This is a genomic window from Parabacteroides leei (assembly GCF_023369805.1).
GTDB classification, from domain to species: Bacteria; Bacteroidota; Bacteroidia; order Bacteroidales; family Tannerellaceae; genus Parabacteroides; species Parabacteroides leei.
In genome coordinates, this window is record NZ_JAMBQG010000011.1 from 1 (window position 1) to 20265 (window position 20265).

The following is a 20265-nucleotide window of genomic DNA, read 5'->3' on the forward strand; positions in this document are numbered from 1 at the left end:
AGATACAACACTCCAGTGTTCCCCGCAGGAATACCGGTTGTCCGTTTACTTCAAAACGTGTACCGTTTGCCTTAAATTCACGAAGACCGAAAGTTCGGCATTGCTCTTCTTTATTTCCTTCGGTTTCAACAACAACACGCAGGTTGTAAATATTAGGGCTGTGTTCTGACCATAGCAAGGCATTATCTCCCATTGACAAGATTGCTTCCTGTTTCATTCCGGCTTCTGGAGTAACGGTTATTTTGTAGGGTTTTCCTATAGCTGTTCCATCTTTCTTTTCCACTTGAAGAAGAAGAGAAGAACCTGCTGTTCCAATTATCCCATCCAACGAAACAACAGCTTTTATCGTTTTATCTGCAATATTCGGATAAATCTGTATATCGTCTATATAAAGAGAGGGCTTTACTGTCAAGCTAATTGCCCCGACTACACCGTTCCAATTTGATTGTGTATGGTCAGAAATACTATGCGCATTAACTCCTACTGCTATATTCACCCGGTTATCCACTCGAAGTGTCAGGGTATGTTTTCCAGGTTTTAGTTCCTGGAAAGTATATCTGTAAGGAGTAGAAAGTGACTCGTGCTTACCCATTTCCATACCATCCAGGAAAAGAGTTGTTTGCCAATGTGTACGCTCCAGTTCGAGTTCTACGGGATGCCCGGACCAAGTCTCAGGTATATCAACCTCTTTCTGATACCAGGCAACTCCGACATAGTGCTTATCCGGATTTAGCCAGAAAGGAACTTTCATATTTTCCGGCTGACGGAATTTCTCATATTGAGGAGCATTATACCAGGATTTATCCACAACCCATCCGGTCCAGGGCGTTTCTATTCCTATATCATTACCATAACCTTGTTCTTGTAATGAACCGGGTAAATGGATGGTGTCGCTCAATGATCGGGTATACCACTGTTCTGTCAATCCCCGGTCATTCGGATCTAGGGCAAAGCGCCATTGCCCTTGCAGGGATTTCATATACTCTGTTTTATGACAAGAAACAAAAGCAAAAAAGAGAGATAAAACTATCAGATACTTTTTCATATATATATAAACTTAAAAAGGGGAAGAGGAATATGGTCCTCTTCCCCTTCATTTTTTTATTCTGTTGCAGATCCACCAGCCTGCTTAGGCCAATATGGATTTTGATATAATGGAGATGAATCCAGATTTACATTACCGTCAGTTCCCATAGAAGATGTCAACATAATCTCATAAGCCGGCAGTGGAGTCAAATAGTTTGCTTTACTCCAGGTATATCCATTGTACACTTCATTATTGGCTTTTACAACCTGATAAGGACGTAAATATTTACTGCTAGTGCGAGAAGAAACATTGGCTTGTCCACTTCCATCAGGTTCAATTAATAAGGATTTACCTGTTTTAGTATCAGTATATCTTTCGCTCGCATACATTTCATCCCACAAATTAAAACCTTCAATAATATAATTCTGCACCTGATCCAAGGCTCTCCAACGACGTAGGTCATCCCAACGCATATTTTCAGCAATAAACTCATTACGTCTTTCTCTACGGATATTGAACAAAGTAGCATCGACAGGCTGTCCCGCTGAATATACAGCCCAGTCATTTTCCATAGATAAATTAGTGGCTTGGATTGTCTTATTAAAATCCGGATCAACGCCAGCACGTTCACGAACTGCGCGCCAATATTTTTGAGCTGTAGCATCCAACGCTTTATTCTTCATATAACAAGCTTCCAAATAATTCAGATGAGCCTCCACTCCGCGAAAGATAATACATCCAAAATAAGAAATTCCTCCACCATAATCAGATTGAATAGGATCATAATTATAACATTTGCGTACGGCATAACCTGTAACTTCTTTTTGTTCCTGTATTCCCAAAATATTAGGCATCCCATTCTGTAATCCACTTTCCAACTCGATAAGAGTAGTCGGATCTTTCAAAAATAACTGTAACCGTCCATCACGATCTTTTTTTACATCCTGAATCGTTTTATCTCCTTGATAACCTGAATTCCCGGCATACCAGGGCAGACCATTTTTCATCAGGAAACCATCTACATAGCCTTTTGTCAGCCCATAGTCATTTCCCAAGCGGACATAAGTTCCAACACTATGCAATATATTCAGTTCCTTACTATAGGCTCTCCATAAAAGTATCTCGTCATATTTCCCCATATCAACCGCACCGAACATTTCAAAATAAGGATTCCATCCATCAATACTTACTGTTGGATTCATAGCCCCCGTGTTATTGGCTAATTGTATCGACTCTGCCACATTCTTTGAGGCATCCATAGCCTGTGTCAGAAAATAATCAATCTCAGCATCAATATCAATAGAAAAATCTTTGTTGTATTCCATTTCTGCACCAGGCCATTCATAACCTCCGGGAACAAATGGGGTTCCTTTATGATATGTCAGCCAACTTGCTTCATACAATGCAACTCTTGATTTAACCAATTCAGCCACAGTACTGCTCAATCTGTTTTTATTTTTAAACACCGGTTGCATCAACATGATGGCAGAGTCTAAGTCCTGAATAATAAAACGGGCAACTTCATTCCGGGGAGCGCGCCGGCTCATTCCGACCAAAAGACCATGATCATCCGTTAAAGTAGATTTTACAATCGGGAAATCTCCATATAATCTCAACTTTTTGAAATATTCCCATGCTCGCAAAAAATACATTTCTCCAATGTAATGCTCTATATTCTGCCTATTACCTTCAATAGTTCCGGCCTCATAACGCGGCAATACCTGTTCAAAAAAATAATTACAATTTCGAATGTTTTTAAAAGAATAATCACCCAAACCGTCATTATCAACAGATTTGTTTGGAACTCGTTTGTTACCCGGAACCCACCAGTCGTAACTGGCATTTGTCGATGCCATATTATCACTATGTAAATCCTCTTTGATTGTTCCTATGCTCCATCCGGAATGAGTTTTAAACACATATTCCTTTTCAGTACCATCGTCTTTATAATACGAATAAGCCTTGATCGAATAACTGGCCAATTGATCCTCTTTTGTCAGATAGGAATCCGGCGTTACTTTATCCAGTGGTTTCCTATCCAAATAATCTTCGCAAGAAACCAACCATAAACTTCCAACCAACAAAGTGGAAAAGGCTACTATGTTTTTTATTTGTAGTTTCATAATTTTCTCATTTAAAAGTTAATATTCAAACCCACAGAAAGTGTTTTGGCCAAAGGATATACCTTACCTGTTTTATCACCTGTATCGCCCAGTGTTTCCGGATCAAAATATCCATGTAGTTTAGTAAATGTCAACAGGTTATCCCCTGAAAAGTACAAACGCAATGACTGTAATCCGATTTTACTTACCCAAGTCCGGGGGAATGTATATCCCAACTGAACATTTTTCAGACGGATATAAGCTGCATTTTGCAAATAACGTGTTTGATATTCCTGATTTTTCCCTCCCTGGTCAAACAAAGGACGAGGATAATAAGAATTCAGATTAGCCCCCAATGGGTCTCCTTCCGGTCTAAAGAAATCCCAATGTTCTTCGAATCCAACCGAATGCCATTGTCCATTCTTCGCTCCCCAGAAATAAGGACCTTCCAATATATAATCACGTTTCGCAACTCCCTGGAAGAAAAGATTCAGGTCAAAGCCCTTCCAGGAGCCATCCAAAGTAACACCATAACGATAGCGTGGAGTATTGTTTCCTATAATCTTCTTATCACCGGAATCCCCCAAAGTACTTGAACCGGCATCTATTTTACCGTCACCATTTAAATCCTTATACATGATATCTCCCGCAGACCATTTAGTACCCAGAGCATCTTGTCCACCATTTGGCAAAGAAGCTAAATGCTGATCCATCTCTTCCTGTGTCTTAGCAATGCCTATTGTTTCATATCCCCAATATTCACCACTCATTTTTCCGGTATACCACTGAGCATAATCACCCTTCTCATTCGGGTAACGAGTTACTTCACGTTTATTATCCGACAAAACCACTTTTGCCCCGTAATTAAAATCTCCAATTCGGTCTCTCCAACCCAATTCCAATTCAAAGCCAGAAGATTTCATATCTGCATTGTTGATCTTTGGAACTTTTGTTCCGAGAATTGAAGGTAATTCCGGAGCTGGCCCTATCATATCAAGCGTATTACGTACAAAATAATCAAATGAACCAGTCAGACGATTGTCTAAAACTCCCCAATCCAATCCGACATTCCAAGATTCAACAGTCTCCCAGGTCATCAAAGAGCTAACAATACCCGGTGCATAAGAGGTATTTGTTTTCTGTCCGTCAACAAGCCAACTACCATTTACATTCCCTACCGGCATTGTTAAATAGAAAGGATATAAATTTTCTGTATTTGTATTTCCCAATTGTCCCCAGGACGCTCTCAGTTTCAACATACTGATATAATCATTCAAATTTCCCATATTCTGGAAAAAGTCTTCTCTTGCGATATTCCAACCAGCAGAAAATGAAGGAAAAACACCCCATTGTTTATCTCCGAGAAAACGAGAAGTTCCATCATAACGCATATTTACTTCCAGCATGTATCGTTCCTTATAATTATAATTTAAACGCCCAAAAAAACCAACCGTAGACCAATGAGTATATCCACCGCTTGCACGGGGATTTTCTGTTGCAGTGTTTAAAGTCGGAAGATCAATTGAAATCAAATTATCCATAGAGCCTTTCAAATCTCTAGACTTCATTAACTCAGCATTAAAACCGACCATAGCTTTGAAATAATGTCCACTATCGAATTGTTTGAAATAATCTGTATACAAATTTCCCGTTAAATAGTTATCTCTAAAAGATTCTTCATCAACAGAAGTTGTTTGTCCACCAGCTGGAGACCAAGAAGCTTCACCACTTGCAAACCACCAAGGTACTAATAGCCTCTCAGAATGGTTCATCCGATTTATGGTTCTCATATTCCCTTCCGCATAAAATTTCCAATTTTTAATTGGTTCTACAATTAATTGTAACTGATTATAAGTCTGATCTTTTTGATCATTAGCTTCACCACCATACACTAATCTATTTATTATTGATCCCAAATAATTACCATTGTCATCACGTATCGGACAGACGGGCCAAGTTCTTGCAATAGAGTCATAAAATAGATCTCCAAAATAAGATGGTTTCTTATAATCTTCACGTATCCACTTTGCTCCATAAGCAAGCGTTACATATTTAGATAACTCCGCTTTTATACGGGCATTAAGCGTATATCTTTTAAAATCATCCGAATTATAAGCGATCAACCCATTTTGATTCATAAAACTACCACTTACCAAATAAGTTATTTTTTCATTTCCTCCACTTACGCTTAAATTATGCTCATGAGAAGGCACAGCTTTTCTATACGTTTCTTTAAACCAATCCACATTACCATTGGCTAATACATTTTCACTAAAATGTCCGTCGGGGCGAACCTGTGAACCAGATGTAATTTTCCCTGCCTGATAATCGATAATACGCTGCATAGTTGTCTCATCAAAAGCTGGAGAAGCACCCTGGTTCGCAGCTGCACGATTAAAAAATTGGGCAAATTGATAAGAGTCCATCATAGTAGGCAAAGATAACGGAGTTGTAAAACGTACATTACTACTATAATTTACCTGAGTCCGGCCAGCCTTACCCTCTTTTGTTGTAATCAATATCACACCAAAAGCAGCACGAGAACCATAAATCGCAGAAGAGGCAGCATCTTTTAATACCGAAATACTTTCAATATCATTCGGATTGATTGAGTTCATATCCCCTTCTATACCATCAATCAATACTAAAGGAGAAGATTTAGAACCCTCACCAATTGTTCCTACTCCACGTACATCTATATCCAATGTATTATTCAATTCTCCCCCCGTTTTATTTACAGACAGATTCAAGCCGGGAACAACTCCCTGCAAAGCCTGGCCAACATTTTGAACCGGACGGCTTTCCAGTACTTCCGAATTAACCATACTGACAGATCCTGTCAGATTCACTTTCTTTTGCGTACCGAAACCGACAACAACAACCTCGTCTAAAGCCTGCATGTCCTCAATCAATTGAACCTGAATATTGTTTTTACCGGCAACAGAAATATCCTTCGTACGATAACCAATATAAGAAACCTGTACCACAGCCGCTTCTTCAACCTCTAATGTAAAAAGTCCATCCATATCAGTCATGATCCCGTTAGTCGTCCCTTTTTCAACAACACTGGCACCAATAACCGACTCACCATTTTGATCTGTGACTTTACCGGTTATTTTCTTCTTGTTTTGATTTGCGACCTCTACTTTAGGAGAAAGAGTTATGTAATTGTTTTCAAATACATAACTGAGATTCGTATTTTCGTATATCTCATCCAAATAGTCAGAAACCTTTCCCGAACGCTTTTGAAAAGATATAACCTTATCTACATCCACATCCTGATTCCGAAATACGACAAGATAATCTGTCTGTTTTTCGATTTCCTTAATCAATTGCTTAATAGAAAGGCTATTCTGCCTGATGTTGATCACTGCATTTTGTGCTTCCATATTTGTAGCCATCAACTGGAAAACACAAACAAATAAAAGAAAGAGTGATATTTTCATAATTCTAAAAAAATCTTTAATGCTGTTATTATGCACAATAAAGAGCTGTAACAAAGCTTTTCTTTTCATACCTTTGTTTTAATGTTTAAAGTGAATACTAAAAATTTACGACTTGTGTTTACTTTACATCGGCGGTAGTTGTTGGTAGCTTCTACCGCTTTTGTTTTTATTTTACTGTTTCTTCATCATAGGCATTCCATTTTTAATTAGACATATTATTTACTTAAGGTTATTATATTCTTCTCCACATTTTTCTTTACCTTGAATTTCCTGATTTGCTGTAATACACGGAACACATCATCCAGACTGTCACGCTGCCTGAATTTTCCGGTATATGTATCATTAAACAATAAAGTGTCTTTCACTACAATCTTCACATCATAGTAAAGCTCCAATTTTTTCAGAATACTAATCAATGGCTCATTTTCAAAAGCATAAATACCGTCACGCCATAAGAAATGTTCACTCAGACGGATAGACTCCACCTTCATTTTGCCGTTTGAAACGGTAACCTGCTGATCTGGTTTTAAAATAATCCCTTCATTCTCTTTCTCAGGGAAAAAGACACAAACAGAACCTTCCAGCAAACTAGTCTGTACGAACCCGGCTTCCGGATAACTATAAACATTAAACTGAGTTCCCAATACTTTCATATCAACATTTCGCGCTGAGACAATAAATGGCTTTGAAGGGTCTTTTGCCACTTTGAAGAAGCCTTCTCCTTCTATTGTTACCCGTCTTTCGCTACCGGTAAACTGAGCCGGATAAGTCAGTTTTGATTTTGCATTCAACCAAACCTCCGTCCCGTCTTGCAGAATCAATCGGGCACGCTGTCCTGCCGGAGTATATAAAGTATTCATCACATTTACCGACAAATTCTCCGGCTGTACTACCTGAGTGTATCTGAAAGTCAACAAACTGGAAGAAACTACCAAAATAAGAATCGCAGCCGCATAACCAACCCAACGCAACCACTGTTTTTGGGCAATACGACGTTGTTTTTTCTTTATGAACTGATCACATTTTTGCTTCCCAATACACCTGTTTTCCATTTGGTGCCCCAGATTCAACAATGCATGCATATTCTGATATCCTGCAAATTGTTTTGTCAACTCTTCATTTGCATCAACATCGCGTAAGAAGGATATGCGTTCCTCCGCAGAGAGTTCTTCATAAAAGTATTTATGTATTCGTTCGTCCATATTTTCCGTTTTGTTACTAATAAACGATTAGAGATATAAAAACCCCCAAAGGACCTATTAAATTTTTTAGTTACTCAGAAGAAATAAGAGGAGAGGCAAGTAATCTTTCAGTTCAGATTTCAACTTTTTATAGGCAATATTCATTTGGTTTTCAACAGTTTTAAGAGATATATTCATTTCAGAGGCAATATCTTTCTGCTTCTTTCCTTCTATTTTACTTTTTATAAAAATCTCCCGGCATTTTTCCGGCAAAGAGTTAATTACTTCTGAAACGATCTTCTCAATGTCCTGTTCCGACAAAAGAGACTGATCAAATAATTCCAATGAAGCCAGCTTCACCTTTAATGTGACCTGATATTCTTCCTGTATCTGGTTCACAGCATCTCTTACAATTACCCTGTGACGCAAATGATCGATACATCTATTTTTTATTGATGTAAAAAGAAATGCGACCAGATTTATGTTATATGTAAGAAGTTCCTTTCTTTCCCATAATTCGGTAAAAACATCCTGTACTATATTTTCTGCATCCTCTTCAGACAAAACATATTCCAGAGCAAAATATTTCATTCTGGAGAAATATGAAACATATATTTCTTCAAAATCATATGGTATTTCACGTTTGTTTGTCAGCATATCTCCCCCCTGATAAATATAAAATCCCGAAAAACAAAAGTAAGTGTTTTCCGGGATTTAACAACAAACCTAAATATTTTTATTCTTCCATCCAGCTCAACTGCTTCCAGATTTCGGGTCCATCATTCTTCTGCGGAGCCCCCGGAGTACTGCGACCGTCTTTGACGTATTTCACCATCAGGTCTTTCAGTTCCTTTACAATCTCCGGATGTTCGGCATAAACATTGTTTGTTTCTGCAGGATCCTCCTTCATATTGTACAACTGGACAAGCGGCAGCGTTTTGATCACCTCGTCATCCGTTCCCGGTTTCGGGAAACTCCATCCGCCGGAACTCGGTGATAACAACAGTTTCCAATCCCCCTTACGGATCGTAAATTCACCGTTTATAGAATGATGAACCGTCGCTTCACGAATCACATTGCTTTCCTTTTCATTCAATAATAAAGGCAGGATATTATAACTGTCCTCCCCTTCCGTATCCTTCAACCGGTAATCGGCAACAGCGGCAAATGTAGCAAAGAAGTCCGTCAGGCAAATGGTCTGGTCGACCACATGAGGTTTGATTCTGGCCGGCCATCTCACTACGCAAGGGATACGGTGGCCGCCGTCAAACAGGTCGGCCTTATGTCCACGATAGATATAGCTGGGATAATGTCCTTTCTCCTGAAGTTCATCGAACTTGGCCTGCGGGCTGCAACCGTTATCCGTACTGAAAACGATGATCGTATTCTCTTCGACACCCGCATCTTTCAACGCTTTCATCACCTTACCGACCATATCGTCCACCATCAAAACAAAATCACCGTAAGGGTTAAGACCGGACTTGCCTTGATATTCCTTAATCGGAAGGATCGGAGTATGAGGGGCTGGCAACGGTAGATACAGATAGAAAGGTTTATCCTCCTTCGACTTGTCGTGGATATAACCTACCGCCTTATCGATCAGGTGCGGAAGTGTCTGCTCATGATCGAAATCCGCTCCGGTCGGTCCTTTACGCCAGAATCCCATGCCGGTATTGACTGTCTCCCGGTCAGGCAAAGCCGTAACCTTGTCATTTTCCACATATACGTAAGGAGCCATATCGAGAGATGCCGAGATCCCATAATAATAGTCAAAGCCACGCGTAGTCGGCCCGTTGGTGATCGGCTGACTGAAATCGACGTTTTCCGGCCCTGCCTCGATATTATTCCAGTCCCATCCCAGATGCCACTTACCGATAGCAGCAGTCTGATAACCGCATTCTCCCAGGACATTCGCAATCGTCCGGCGATCCTGCGGGATAAGTGCCTTGTCGTAACCATACAGGACACCATCTTTCAGATCCGACCGCCAGTTATACCGCCCTGTCAACAAGCTGTACCGCGACGGTGTACTGACAGACGAACTGGAATGGGCATCCGTAAATATCACCCCTTCATTGGCAATCCGGTCGATATTCGTTGTCTTCAGTTTCGAATTCTCATTCAACGCCGACACATCCCCATACCCCATATCGTCGGCAAAGATAAAGACGATATTAGGTTTCTTAGGCTCCTGCACTTGTTGGGCGCAACCGGAACATAACACCGAAAGCCCTCCAAGGGATAATAACACATTCTTTCTTTTCATGATATAGTAAGTTTATATTTCATTATTTGTATCCCGGGTTCTGCTCTCCCAACTTTGCATTATTTACAAACTCGGTAGACGGTACCGGATACAAGTAATAAGGTTTATTCGTCATCGGATGAGTGATCATCTTGCTCTGTGGAAATTTCAATCCCAGATAATCCAGCTGAGGCTGCATAACCGATTGCAAAATCCCCAACCTGTTAAGATCGAAATAACGCTTACACTCAAAAGCCAGTTCAATACGCCGTTCTTTCATAATATAGTCCCTGAAAGACTTCTGGCTGGTAACATCCGATCCCTTCAGATCTTCCAGACCGGCTTGTTTCCGTATCTGATTGACCAGGGAGAAGGCTTCACCTCCGGCAACATATCCTTTTTCATTCAAAGCTTCCGCTTTCGCCAATAGGATCTCGGCATACCGGATCAGAGGAAAATTCCAGATGCTTTTGCCTACCGGGTCAGTCGTATTATAATACTTGTTTACGTAATACAAACTTCCGTCCGGCTGCGATGCATCCACAAAGTTAGCTAAACCATACGTATCTATAATCACACTTTTACGGTTATCTTCCGGCCTGCCGTCAAATAGCTGCACAAAGCCGTCACCGGAAGAAGGACCTCCTCCTTTACCGTTCAGATTGTCATCTGTCGGCAAAATAAGGGCACTACCACTGGGATAAGAAGTCGGAGCATAAAAAGTACTCAGCGAAGAAGTCGTTGCAGAAGTAACACCTCCATACTGTACCTCTAAAAATGACTGGGAACCATTTTCAGCCGTCCCGTTGAAATTTTTCGCATAAGCGATCAGGCTACCTTTCCCTATCACCTTATCGGCAGCAGCCACCACCTTATCCCACTGTTCTATTTCAAGATAAACCAACGCTTTCAATGCATTAACCGAATAAACCGTCGGACGACCGGCTTCCGAACCCGTCTCTCCCGAATAAGCAGAAGGCAAAAGACGTTCTGCTTCGTCCAGATCTTTCTCGATCTGGTTATAAACCTCCTGTATGGAAGCTCTCGGCACCTGGGCATCTTCCAGGAAAACCACCTGATGCTCCAGGATAGGGACACCACCGAACAGACGAACCAGATTAAAATAATAATAAGCCCGCATAAACTTGGCTTGACCTTCGAAATGCTGCCGTTGCTGCTCCGATTTATAGTTCGTCACATTTTCCAGATTATCCAATACCACATTGGCACGGCCTATCCCCATATAATGCTGCTTCCAAACCGTTGCAGCAAAAGAGAAGTCCTGTTCAACAATAAAAAGATCCGTCTCCAATTCATTTCTCCAAGTCCAGCCATCGTCACAAGCCAGATCCGTCATACGTTGCATGGTACCACTGAATAAAGGCTGCAAAGGTTGATAAATACCATTCACTGCGGTCAGCATACCTTGTTCCGTACTTATAAGCTGTTGTAACTCTGTCGATCCTTTCATCTTTGGCTCCAGAAAATCCGAGCATCCCGTAACCAGCAGGATCAACCCCGAAATAAATATTTTATACATTAGTTTTCTCAACATAATAGTAAATTTTAGAATGATAATTGTAATGAGAACGAATAAAAACGAGTAGAAGGATACGGGGTATAATCGATACCGCCAGACAGCAAACTCGTCGTACTGGATGCTTCCGGATCCAATCCGGTATACTTGGTAAAAGTAACCAGGTTGGCACCGTTCACCGACACTGTTGCATCACTGATATTCAATTTCGTCAGTAATGATTTAGGTAGTGCGTACGAGAGCGATACATTTTTCAGTCTCAGATATTTTCCATCCTCCAGATAATTCGTAGACACGCGGGTCGCCAGGAATGTGGTATTTCCTCCCTGTGACGGACGAGGTATCGTATTCGAAGGATTGTTTTCCGTCCAGAAATCCGCTATCTCCGCCAATTGCTGATTGAACGGGACAGATCTGGCATTCAGGTTTCGCATGGCATGATAGATCTTGTTGCCACCTGCAAAATTAAAGAATATGTTTAAAGAGAACGGGCCATACGAGAAGGTATTCGTGAAACCTCCGAAATAGGTAGGCAAAGGCGATCCGACAAAATCCTTATCTCCCGTATCGAGCGATTTGCTGTTATTCCGGTCTACGAACTTAGGATCACCGGGCACAGCTCCAAACAAAGCTGCTTCGTCTACCTCGTTCTTCTGCCAGATACCATCAAACTGATACATGTAAAAAGCGCCGACCGGATGTCCTTTCTTGGTCAGGTTTGCAAAATCGTTCGGCAACGATATGTTTTCTCCCGGAATTTGCAGAGGTTCGCCCAGGGCATTCGTCCCGATATCGAGTACCTTATTCTTATTAAAGCTGATATTGAAACTTGTTGTCCAGGAGAATTTCTTTGTTGAAATATTATTGGAGTTAATACCGATTTCCACACCTCTGTTCTGAACAGAACCCAGGTTAACATACGGATTTTCCGAAACAGCGGCAATATAAGGAACCGGAGTCTGGATAAGCAAGTCCCTCGACCGCTTATCATAATAATCGAGAACCAGAGACAATCTGCTGTCCAGGAAAGAAGCATCTATACCTACATTGAACTGCTGGGCCGATTCCCATTGCAGCTTAGGATTACCCATATTCACCGATGAGTTCCCCACCACCATACTGTTACCCCAGATATAAGGGCTGGCACCAGCACGGGTCACATAGGCGAAATCTCCGATATTCTGGTTACCGGTCAATCCATATCCCACACGCAGTTTCAGGTTGGTAAGAAAATCGACATCACGTAAGAATGCCTCTTCCGACATTCTCCAGGCACCGGATATTGAAGGGAAAATACCATAGCGTTTATCCGGTCCGAACTTTGAAGAACCGTCACGTCTGACTGTTCCGGTAAACAAATAGCGGTCGTTAAAACTATAATTCAAACGAACAAAAGTAGAGGCCAGGGCAGAAGTCACCGAAGTTCCTGTTGCCGTAAAGTTTGTCTGGTTCGATAACTGATCCAAAGAATTATCGATAGTTCCGGTACCAGTCGTACTTGTCCTTTTCTCTACATGCTGCTGTGCGGAAGCTCCGATCAAAGCACTCAACGAATGCTGTCTCCATTTTTTACTATACTGCAAGGTTGCCTCCGTCACCCAGTTGATCATCTCCCTGGATGTATTGGTGGTACTGCCTTCCGTCCGGGTATATCGTCCGTACTGATACACCGGTAGATATTGATAACCGTTGATAAACCCTAAGTCTGTACCCGCATTAACAGTAAAAGTCAACTCCTTCAGAATATTATAGTCGATCTTAATACTTCCCATCATTCTCGATGAACTCTCTTTATTTACATTCATCAATTGATTGATCAGCGGATTACTGTTTTCTCCAAAGTAAGGGTCTGCCGCCGACGACACCGCGAAGAAATCTCCAGTCTCATCATAAGCCGGCAAATAACTATGGCTACTGATCAGACGCTGATAAGCTCCACTACCCCAGGCATCATTACTCAACTTATTCTGGCGCTGATGTGCTCCGCTGATACTTGATGCGATCTTCACTTTTTCACCGATAGAAATATCATTGTTTGCGCGCAGGAAGAATTCATTCAGGTCGCTGTTCTTCATTGTTCCCAGTCTTCGTGAAAACGAACCTGATACCGCATATTTATTATTCTCGCTTCCTCCCTGTACACTGAGGTTATAATTCTGCCTTACCCCTGTCCGGGTTCCCTCTTTCTGCCAGTCCGTATCTATCTGCCAAACCGGATCATTTACATTTTCATACACCGCCGGATTTCTGTTGGTATTCTTAAAAGCCTCAACAAACAACAAACGCTGCTGGTCGGTGGTCAATACTTCATACCGTTTAGCGATATTTTCAAATCCCAGATCCATACTGAAAGAAACGACAGGTTTCCCGCTCTGTCCGCGTTTCGTCGTGATAATAACAACACCATTAGAAGCACGCGAACCGTAAATAGCAGAAGCGGAAGCATCTTTCAATACATCGATGGAAACAACGTCTTTTGTATTTAATGTAGAAAGATCGTCATTAAAAAGCGGAACACCATCCACAATAAGCAGCGGATTATTGCTACCGGTCACAGACCCCGTACCGCGTACCGCGAACTGGAAACGTCCGGTCAGGTCACCACCAGTTTCCTGTATCATGACCCCACTCAATTTTCCCTGCAACGAACCGGCTACTGAAGGAACCGAGCGGCTCTGTATCTCACTCGCATTGATACTCGATACGGCTCCCGTCAAGTCTTTCCTTCTCTGTGTACCATAACCAACTACCACCACCTCTTCCAAATTCTGGGTATCTTCTCTCAGTTGTACATTGATCACCTTCTGGTTATTCACCCTTATTTCCCGGGAGATATATCCGATATAAGAGACCTGCAAGATGGAATTAGGCTGTACGTCCAACGAATAACGTCCGTCCATATCGGAGATACAACCGTTTGTCGTCCCTTTTTCAATGACGTTCACCCCGATCACAGGTTCTCCGTGTTCGTCCGTGATCACTCCTGTCACAGTCAACGACTTTCCTGTATCTTGGGCATTTACCGAAATAACGATGTGATTGTTTTTTACTACGAACGAGCATCCCGTACCCTTAAGCAGGATATTCATCGTTTCTTCCAGGCTTTTCCCCTGAATAGATGTACTGATCTTTTGATGAAGGTTTATCACCGACTCGTCATAATCGATCGACATGTCTGTTTGTTTCTCTATCTCTACAAAAGCACTCTTTATAGTCAGATTATTTCCGGATAGTGTGATTGTTTGTGCCCCCAGCAAAGTATATTGCGAAAAAAGGAGAAGAAAAAGTATTATAACTACCCTGAATGAACTAATACTTTTCATCTTTTGTATTTTCTGGATTATTTCCATATCTTTGTGAATTAGATTTTTAAAGTTGAATATTATATTGTTTCTTACCTGTTTGAGGTAAGTTTTTAATTGGTATTCTACGATTTCAAATCCGGGAAGTTCTGATTGGCGTCGTCTTCCCGGGTTCTTTTTTTCATAAAGTATCCTCCCGTTTCTTTAGTTGATGTATATTACGTTATTTTTTATCCTGTAATGCAATCCGTTTACCATCTCTTTCAAGATATCCAATACCTGGTTCAGTCCTTCATCAGGCCTGAACTTCATTGTAAAACTACGTCCTGCAAATTTATCTGTCTCATAATTGATCGTAACATCAAAACGACGTTCGATCGTCTTCACAATATGATCAAAAGAAGCCCCTTGGAAAGTCAGATAACCATGTTTCCATTGTAAGATCCTGGTTGCATCGATCAGTTCTTTGGATACAATTCCCAACTGACTGTTATACACAATTTGCTCATCCGGAACCAGTATAAATGGTTTGTCCGGAGCCAGGTCAGTTACTACACGCACTTTCCCCTCTTCCAAAGTTGCGATAGTCAATTTTGAATCCGAATAGGCCTCTACATTAAAAAGAGTACCCAAAGCCTCCACCTCCATATGGCCGGTTTTTACGATAAACGGTTTATCCGGGTCTTTAGCTACCTTAAAACTGGCTTCTCCATTCAAATAGATTGATCGCTTATCCCCTTCGAATCGGGTGGAATAAAGCAATAATGATCCTGAATTCAGCCAGACTTCCGATCCGTCCGACAGGAAGATCTGTTTTCTTTCCCCATTCGGCACAAAACATTCCGTCCATTCGGGTTCGATTATTTGAGGCTCAATCCGCATAACGAAATAGGTGGTAGCGGCTCCTAGCAAAGGCAACAGCAGGATCGCAGCGACACGAACGAATTGGCGATACAATGTTCTCTTCACTACCGGTTCTGAAACAGAGTGAATACGCCGGTGAAGCCTGGCCAGCTCCTGTTTGGTCTGTTCATTGGTTTCACCGGGCACCTGCTCCCAGATATCCTGCATAGCTTCCTCCTTTTCCCGCTGGCTGGTTCCGCTAACGAACCATTCGCGGAAAGACAGCTGTGTTGACTCCGGAAGATCATTCCCAAAGAATTTTGTTAGTAATGTATGTATGGTTTTATTTGCCATTTTATCCCGTGTTTATAATAAAGACGGGACAACGAAAGCGCACACACAGGCTAAAAAGATATTTTTTCAGAAAAGTAATAAAACGGCTCCGCGCAAAGCCTCCCGGAGATCAGCCAGGGCTTGTGTTATATGGTTTTCAACCGTGCGTTTATTTATTTCCAACCGCTGGGAAATTTCATCGTTGGATAGCCCTTCTTTCCTGCTCATCTTAAAAATACGGCGTCGTTGTTCGGGCATCTGTTCTATGGCAATATCGATCAGGATAGCTAATTCTTTTGCATACAGGTCTTCTTCGATCAAATCCGTATAAGCAATGGAAGACAACTGTTGTTTCTGCTCATAGGATGCTTTTACCAGACTATGTTCATAATAATCGTAAATCATATTCCGGGCCATTCGGTATAGATAGGCTTTCAGGGAGTTCACTTTCGAAATACTTTCCCGGTTCGTCCAGACCTTAAAGAAGATATCCTGCGCCATATCGCATGCCTCTTCTTCATCCTTGATAAACCCCAGCAAGAAGTTCTTCACTTTGGGATGATACAACAAAAACAAGGCATCAAATGACTTATGATCCCCTTGTCCCAGTTTTTTCATATATTCATATTCCCGATCTCCATCCATAGTACCGCAAATATAAACAATATTAGACCACAATAACCATTTTTCTTTTCACGGCAATATAATTATTCCATAACCCGATTCCTTAACATAATGTCCAATTATTGTACATTTCTGTAATTATTTCACAGATAACCCAATTATTAGCATTCTTATGCCTATCTTTAGCATGTAGTAACTATATCTATAAACCTATATACTTTTCAAAAGATGGATCAATACATAAAAACAATAATCAGTGTAGGCGGCAGTGCCATCATGCTGGTCATGATCGTCTGCGTAATATGGTACGTTATAAAAGACACGTTGAAAGATATAAACAGTAAATCAAAGGATTGATAAAATCCGGAATCAATGCCTTAAAAAAGAAATAGATCTCTTTCTTTTTTTACTGAACACGGTAGAGAAAAGCAGCCAGAGCGAAACAGCCCAGGCAATCCCCAAAACGAGAATAAACAATGCCGGATCAGCTTCAATACAGTATAAGCTATATCCTCCGGCACAAAACATAATAGTAATAAGCAATGCTGCTACAATAGTGGCTAATAGTGTTTTCATATGCGCAAATATAAAAATATTCATGAAACGCGCTAGTTAAAACGATAAGAAAGTTGACCAATTTTATTTTGTATCATCTAGCTTTCCTCCACAATACTTGCAGAACTTAGCTTCTTCTTCATGCCCTGTCCGGAAACAATGGGGACATTGCAACAGACTACGTTTGCGATGCTCTTTCATCATCGTAGCCGAAACAATCCCCGTCGGAACCGCAATGATCGTATAACCGATCAGCATCACACAAGCCGAAATAAAACGTCCGACAGGGGTAACAGGCGTTATATCTCCATAACCGACTGTTGTCATGGTAACTATCGCCCAATAAATGCAATTGGGTATATTATTGAATTGTGTATCCGGTTGAGTCCCCTCGACCATAAACATGATCGTTCCGATCGAAGTAACCAGGATAAGGACAAAAAAGAAAAACACAAAGATCTTCCGGCTACTCAGCCGCAAAGACACCAACAATAAATTCCCCTCTTCCAGAAAATTAAACAACTTGAACACACGAAATACCCGGATCAGACGAAAAGTTCTTATTATTAACAGGTAACGTGCCCCCCTAAAGAAAAAGCCAAGATACAAAGGCAATGTAGCCAATAAATCCACAATCCCGAAAAAGCTGAATATATATTTCTTCGGTTTAGGACTACAATAGATCCGCACCAGATATTCAAAAGTAAAGAAAGCAGTAAATACATATTCCAGTACCTGAAGGATCAGCTTGAAACGATCGGAAAAGGTCACAACACTCTCCAATATCACCACCAACACGCTGGCAATGATAAACCCAATAAGAAAAACATCAAACAGCTTTCCTTTAGGCGTATCCGATTCGAATATGATAATATATAACTTCTCTTTCAATTTCTTGTTATGAAGAAAAGCGTTGATATTGTTCCTAATCCTACAAAAAAAGCCTGATTCGGTTCCTTCTTGTTCCATATATCTAAATATCTTATTTGGAGATTCTTATATGAACCTTTATCTTTGTAACAATTCAATTAGACAAAAATATCATGAAAAAGTCAATTCTCTTTACCTTTTGTTTATTTTTTGTACTTACTGCTACGGCACAAAATATCATTAAAGTAAATCCTGAGACCGGGGACATGACAAAGAAACTACAGGCCGCTATCGAGCAGGCACGGAGTTATAACGGAAAAGCGGTTGTCATCGAATTGCAGAATGCGAATTATAACATTCATCGGGAAAGTTCGTCGCAGATACTTTACCACATTTCAAACACTGCCTCAGAGAAGGAAAACCCGGATCAGACCAAGCATATCGGACTATGGCTGAAAGGACTGAAAAACGTAACGATCGATGGAAAAGGAGCTCACCTCGTTACTCATGGCGAAATGACCAGCTTCGTGATCGACCAGTGCGAAAATATCACATTCCGCAACTTCACTGTAACAGCCGCTGACCCGACTGTGCCGGAATTGACCGTAACAGAGGTCGGAGAACACCATATGACCGTACGTATCCACCCTCAATCACGTTACCAAATCAAAGACGGTAAATTCTCCTTTGTCGGTGATAACTGGTCGCTATCCGACGGTATCGCACAAAGCTATGACCCGGAAAAAGATATTACCTGGCGTAGCTGGTCACCCCTAACCGGCCTTCGTAAAGCGATCGAACTCGAACCGAACCTGCTCCGCTTCGTTTACGATAACACACCGCAAGCCAAACCGGGGCTTACCTTCCAGATGCGCGATGCCATACGCGACCAGGCCTGCGGATTGATCCAGTTCAGCAAAAACATTACACTGGAAAATTTACACCTCGCTTTTCTTGGTAATTTCGGACTCGTCGGCCAAATGTCTGAAAACATTACTTACCGCAATATGGCCTTCGAACCCGAAGCCGGCAGCGGACGAACCAGTGCCGGATTTGCCGATTTCGTACAGATGTCCGGTTGTAAAGGGAAAATTACCATTGAAAACTCCCGCTTCTCCGGGGCACACGATGATCCTATCAATATACACGGAACACATCTGGCTGTAACCGAATTTCTTTCTCCCAACCAGATCGTCGTAAAGTATATGCACCACCAAACCTATGGTTTCCAGTCGTTCCTTCCGGGTAATACAATTGAATTCATCGACCCGCATTCTCTGATGTCTCTCTCATCTGCAAAAGTAAAAAAGGCAGAGATGAAGAGCGAACGTGAAATTGTTATCACCCTCGACAAACCGGTAGTTTCCAAAGTAAAAGAGACTGAAGGTCTTGTCGTCGAAAACGTAACATACACCCCGGAAGTCATTATTCGCGGAAACTATTTTTCCCGTATTCCCAGTCGTGGTATCCTGGTATCCACCCGCCGCAAGGTCATGATAGAAGATAATACCTTCTTCCGGATGCAAATGAGCGGTATCCTGATCGCCGACGATGCCCGTAGCTGGTTTGAATCGGGCATGGTACGCGACGTCACCATCCGTAATAATAATTTCATCGAATGTGGTGATCCGGTTATCCTCATTGCTCCCGAAAACGACCGTAATGAAGGCTACGTTCATCGTAACATCACCATCTCGAACAACCGTTTCCAACTGACAGGAGCCGATGCCATTTCGGCCAAATCGGTCGACGGCCTGAAAATCACAGACAATCTGTTCCTATCACCCAAAACTTCCACCTTAGATGAGTTGATAAAGACTCAGGAATGTAAAAATGTTACGATAGAAGGAAATATCATTCAATAATAGACTTCCTATAACAAGTTGCCGGGTATAAGAAAAAATCTTTTTATACCCATGCAACACTGGAATGTAAACGTTTGCGGTGACAAGATCATTGCCTCTTATTCCGGGGGAGACCATCGCACAGAAGCCTACTCCCCGACCTAATTTCTTGTATTCAACCTAAACGGAGATTATCTAAAAACATTGGAAGCAGGTTACAGAATAGTCCGCTTCTGTTATGACGAAGACAACAACCGAATCATTATGTGCATGGATGACGATATACAATTCGGTTATCTGGACTTGGACGAAGTCATCTGACAACTGATTTTACATCATCTTTAATAATCAACGTT

14 protein-coding genes are annotated in these 20265 nt (G+C 41.4%); 2 read left to right on the plus strand and 12 right to left on the minus strand.

What is annotated here, in order from left to right; genetic code table 11:
* The 10 genes from M1P97_RS15650 to M1P97_RS15695 form a co-directional block, all read right to left on the minus strand.
* On the minus strand, positions 1–979 hold a 979-nt coding region (locus tag M1P97_RS15650), incomplete at its 3' end, for a sugar-binding domain-containing protein (protein WP_394803921.1).
* Between the two features lie 122 nt (positions 980–1101).
* The gene (locus M1P97_RS15655; protein WP_249389565.1) at positions 1102–3150 is read right to left on the minus strand and encodes a RagB/SusD family nutrient uptake outer membrane protein; all 2049 of its coding nucleotides are present in this window, start codon (positions 3148–3150) and stop codon (positions 1102–1104) included.
* Between the two features lie 11 nt (positions 3151–3161).
* The gene (locus tag M1P97_RS15660; RefSeq protein ID WP_249389566.1) at positions 3162–6644 is read right to left on the minus strand and encodes a TonB-dependent receptor; all 3483 of its coding nucleotides are present in this window, start codon (positions 6642–6644) and stop codon (positions 3162–3164) included.
* A gap of 146 nt (positions 6645–6790) precedes the next feature.
* Positions 6791–7777, minus strand: a complete 987-nt coding sequence (locus M1P97_RS15665; RefSeq protein ID WP_195375516.1) for a FecR domain-containing protein — start codon at positions 7775–7777, stop codon at positions 6791–6793.
* Between the two features lie 66 nt (positions 7778–7843).
* Positions 7844–8413 carry an RNA polymerase sigma-70 factor gene (locus M1P97_RS15670; protein WP_195375517.1) on the minus strand — a complete coding sequence of 190 codons (570 nt, stop codon included), beginning with the start codon at positions 8411–8413 and terminating at the stop codon, positions 7844–7846.
* 79 nt (positions 8414–8492) lie between these two features.
* A complete protein-coding gene (locus M1P97_RS15675; protein WP_249389567.1) occupies positions 8493–10022 on the minus strand; it encodes a sulfatase-like hydrolase/transferase in 1530 nt (509 codons plus the stop codon).
* Between the two features lie 22 nt (positions 10023–10044).
* Positions 10045–11556: a RagB/SusD family nutrient uptake outer membrane protein gene (locus M1P97_RS15680; protein WP_195375519.1), complete on the minus strand. Its 1512-nt coding sequence runs from the start codon at positions 11554–11556 to the stop codon at positions 10045–10047.
* A gap of 11 nt (positions 11557–11567) precedes the next feature.
* Complete coding sequence (locus tag M1P97_RS15685) at positions 11568–14861, minus strand: TonB-dependent receptor (RefSeq protein WP_249389568.1); 3294 nt, start codon at positions 14859–14861, stop codon at positions 11568–11570.
* Positions 14862–15044: 183 nt separating this feature from the next.
* A complete protein-coding gene (locus M1P97_RS15690) occupies positions 15045–16037 on the minus strand; it encodes a FecR family protein (protein ID WP_249389569.1) in 993 nt (330 codons plus the stop codon).
* Positions 16038–16103: 66 nt separating this feature from the next.
* Complete coding sequence (locus M1P97_RS15695; protein ID WP_249389570.1) at positions 16104–16661, minus strand: RNA polymerase sigma-70 factor; 558 nt, start codon at positions 16659–16661, stop codon at positions 16104–16106.
* A 207-nt stretch (positions 16662–16868) separates the two neighbouring features.
* On the opposite strand from M1P97_RS15695, the gene M1P97_RS26295 reads away from it, so the two are divergent.
* Positions 16869–16997 carry a hypothetical protein gene (locus tag M1P97_RS26295; protein WP_262497518.1) on the plus strand — a complete coding sequence of 43 codons (129 nt, stop codon included), beginning with the start codon at positions 16869–16871 and terminating at the stop codon, positions 16995–16997.
* A 12-nt stretch (positions 16998–17009) separates the two neighbouring features.
* Here M1P97_RS26295 and M1P97_RS15700 read toward each other — a convergent pair whose 3' ends face one another.
* Both M1P97_RS15700 and M1P97_RS15705 read right to left on the minus strand, forming a co-directional pair.
* Positions 17010–17216 (minus strand): hypothetical protein, encoded by a 207-nt coding sequence (locus M1P97_RS15700; protein WP_195375523.1) that lies wholly within the window; start codon positions 17214–17216, stop codon positions 17010–17012.
* A 63-nt stretch (positions 17217–17279) separates the two neighbouring features.
* A complete protein-coding gene (locus M1P97_RS15705) occupies positions 17280–18164 on the minus strand; it encodes an ion transporter (protein WP_249389571.1) in 885 nt (294 codons plus the stop codon).
* Positions 18165–18238: 74 nt separating this feature from the next.
* On the opposite strand from M1P97_RS15705, the gene M1P97_RS15710 reads away from it, so the two are divergent.
* The gene (locus tag M1P97_RS15710) at positions 18239–19930 is read left to right on the plus strand and encodes a right-handed parallel beta-helix repeat-containing protein (protein ID WP_195375525.1); all 1692 of its coding nucleotides are present in this window, start codon (positions 18239–18241) and stop codon (positions 19928–19930) included.
* The last annotated feature ends 335 nt before the right edge of the window (positions 19931–20265 follow it).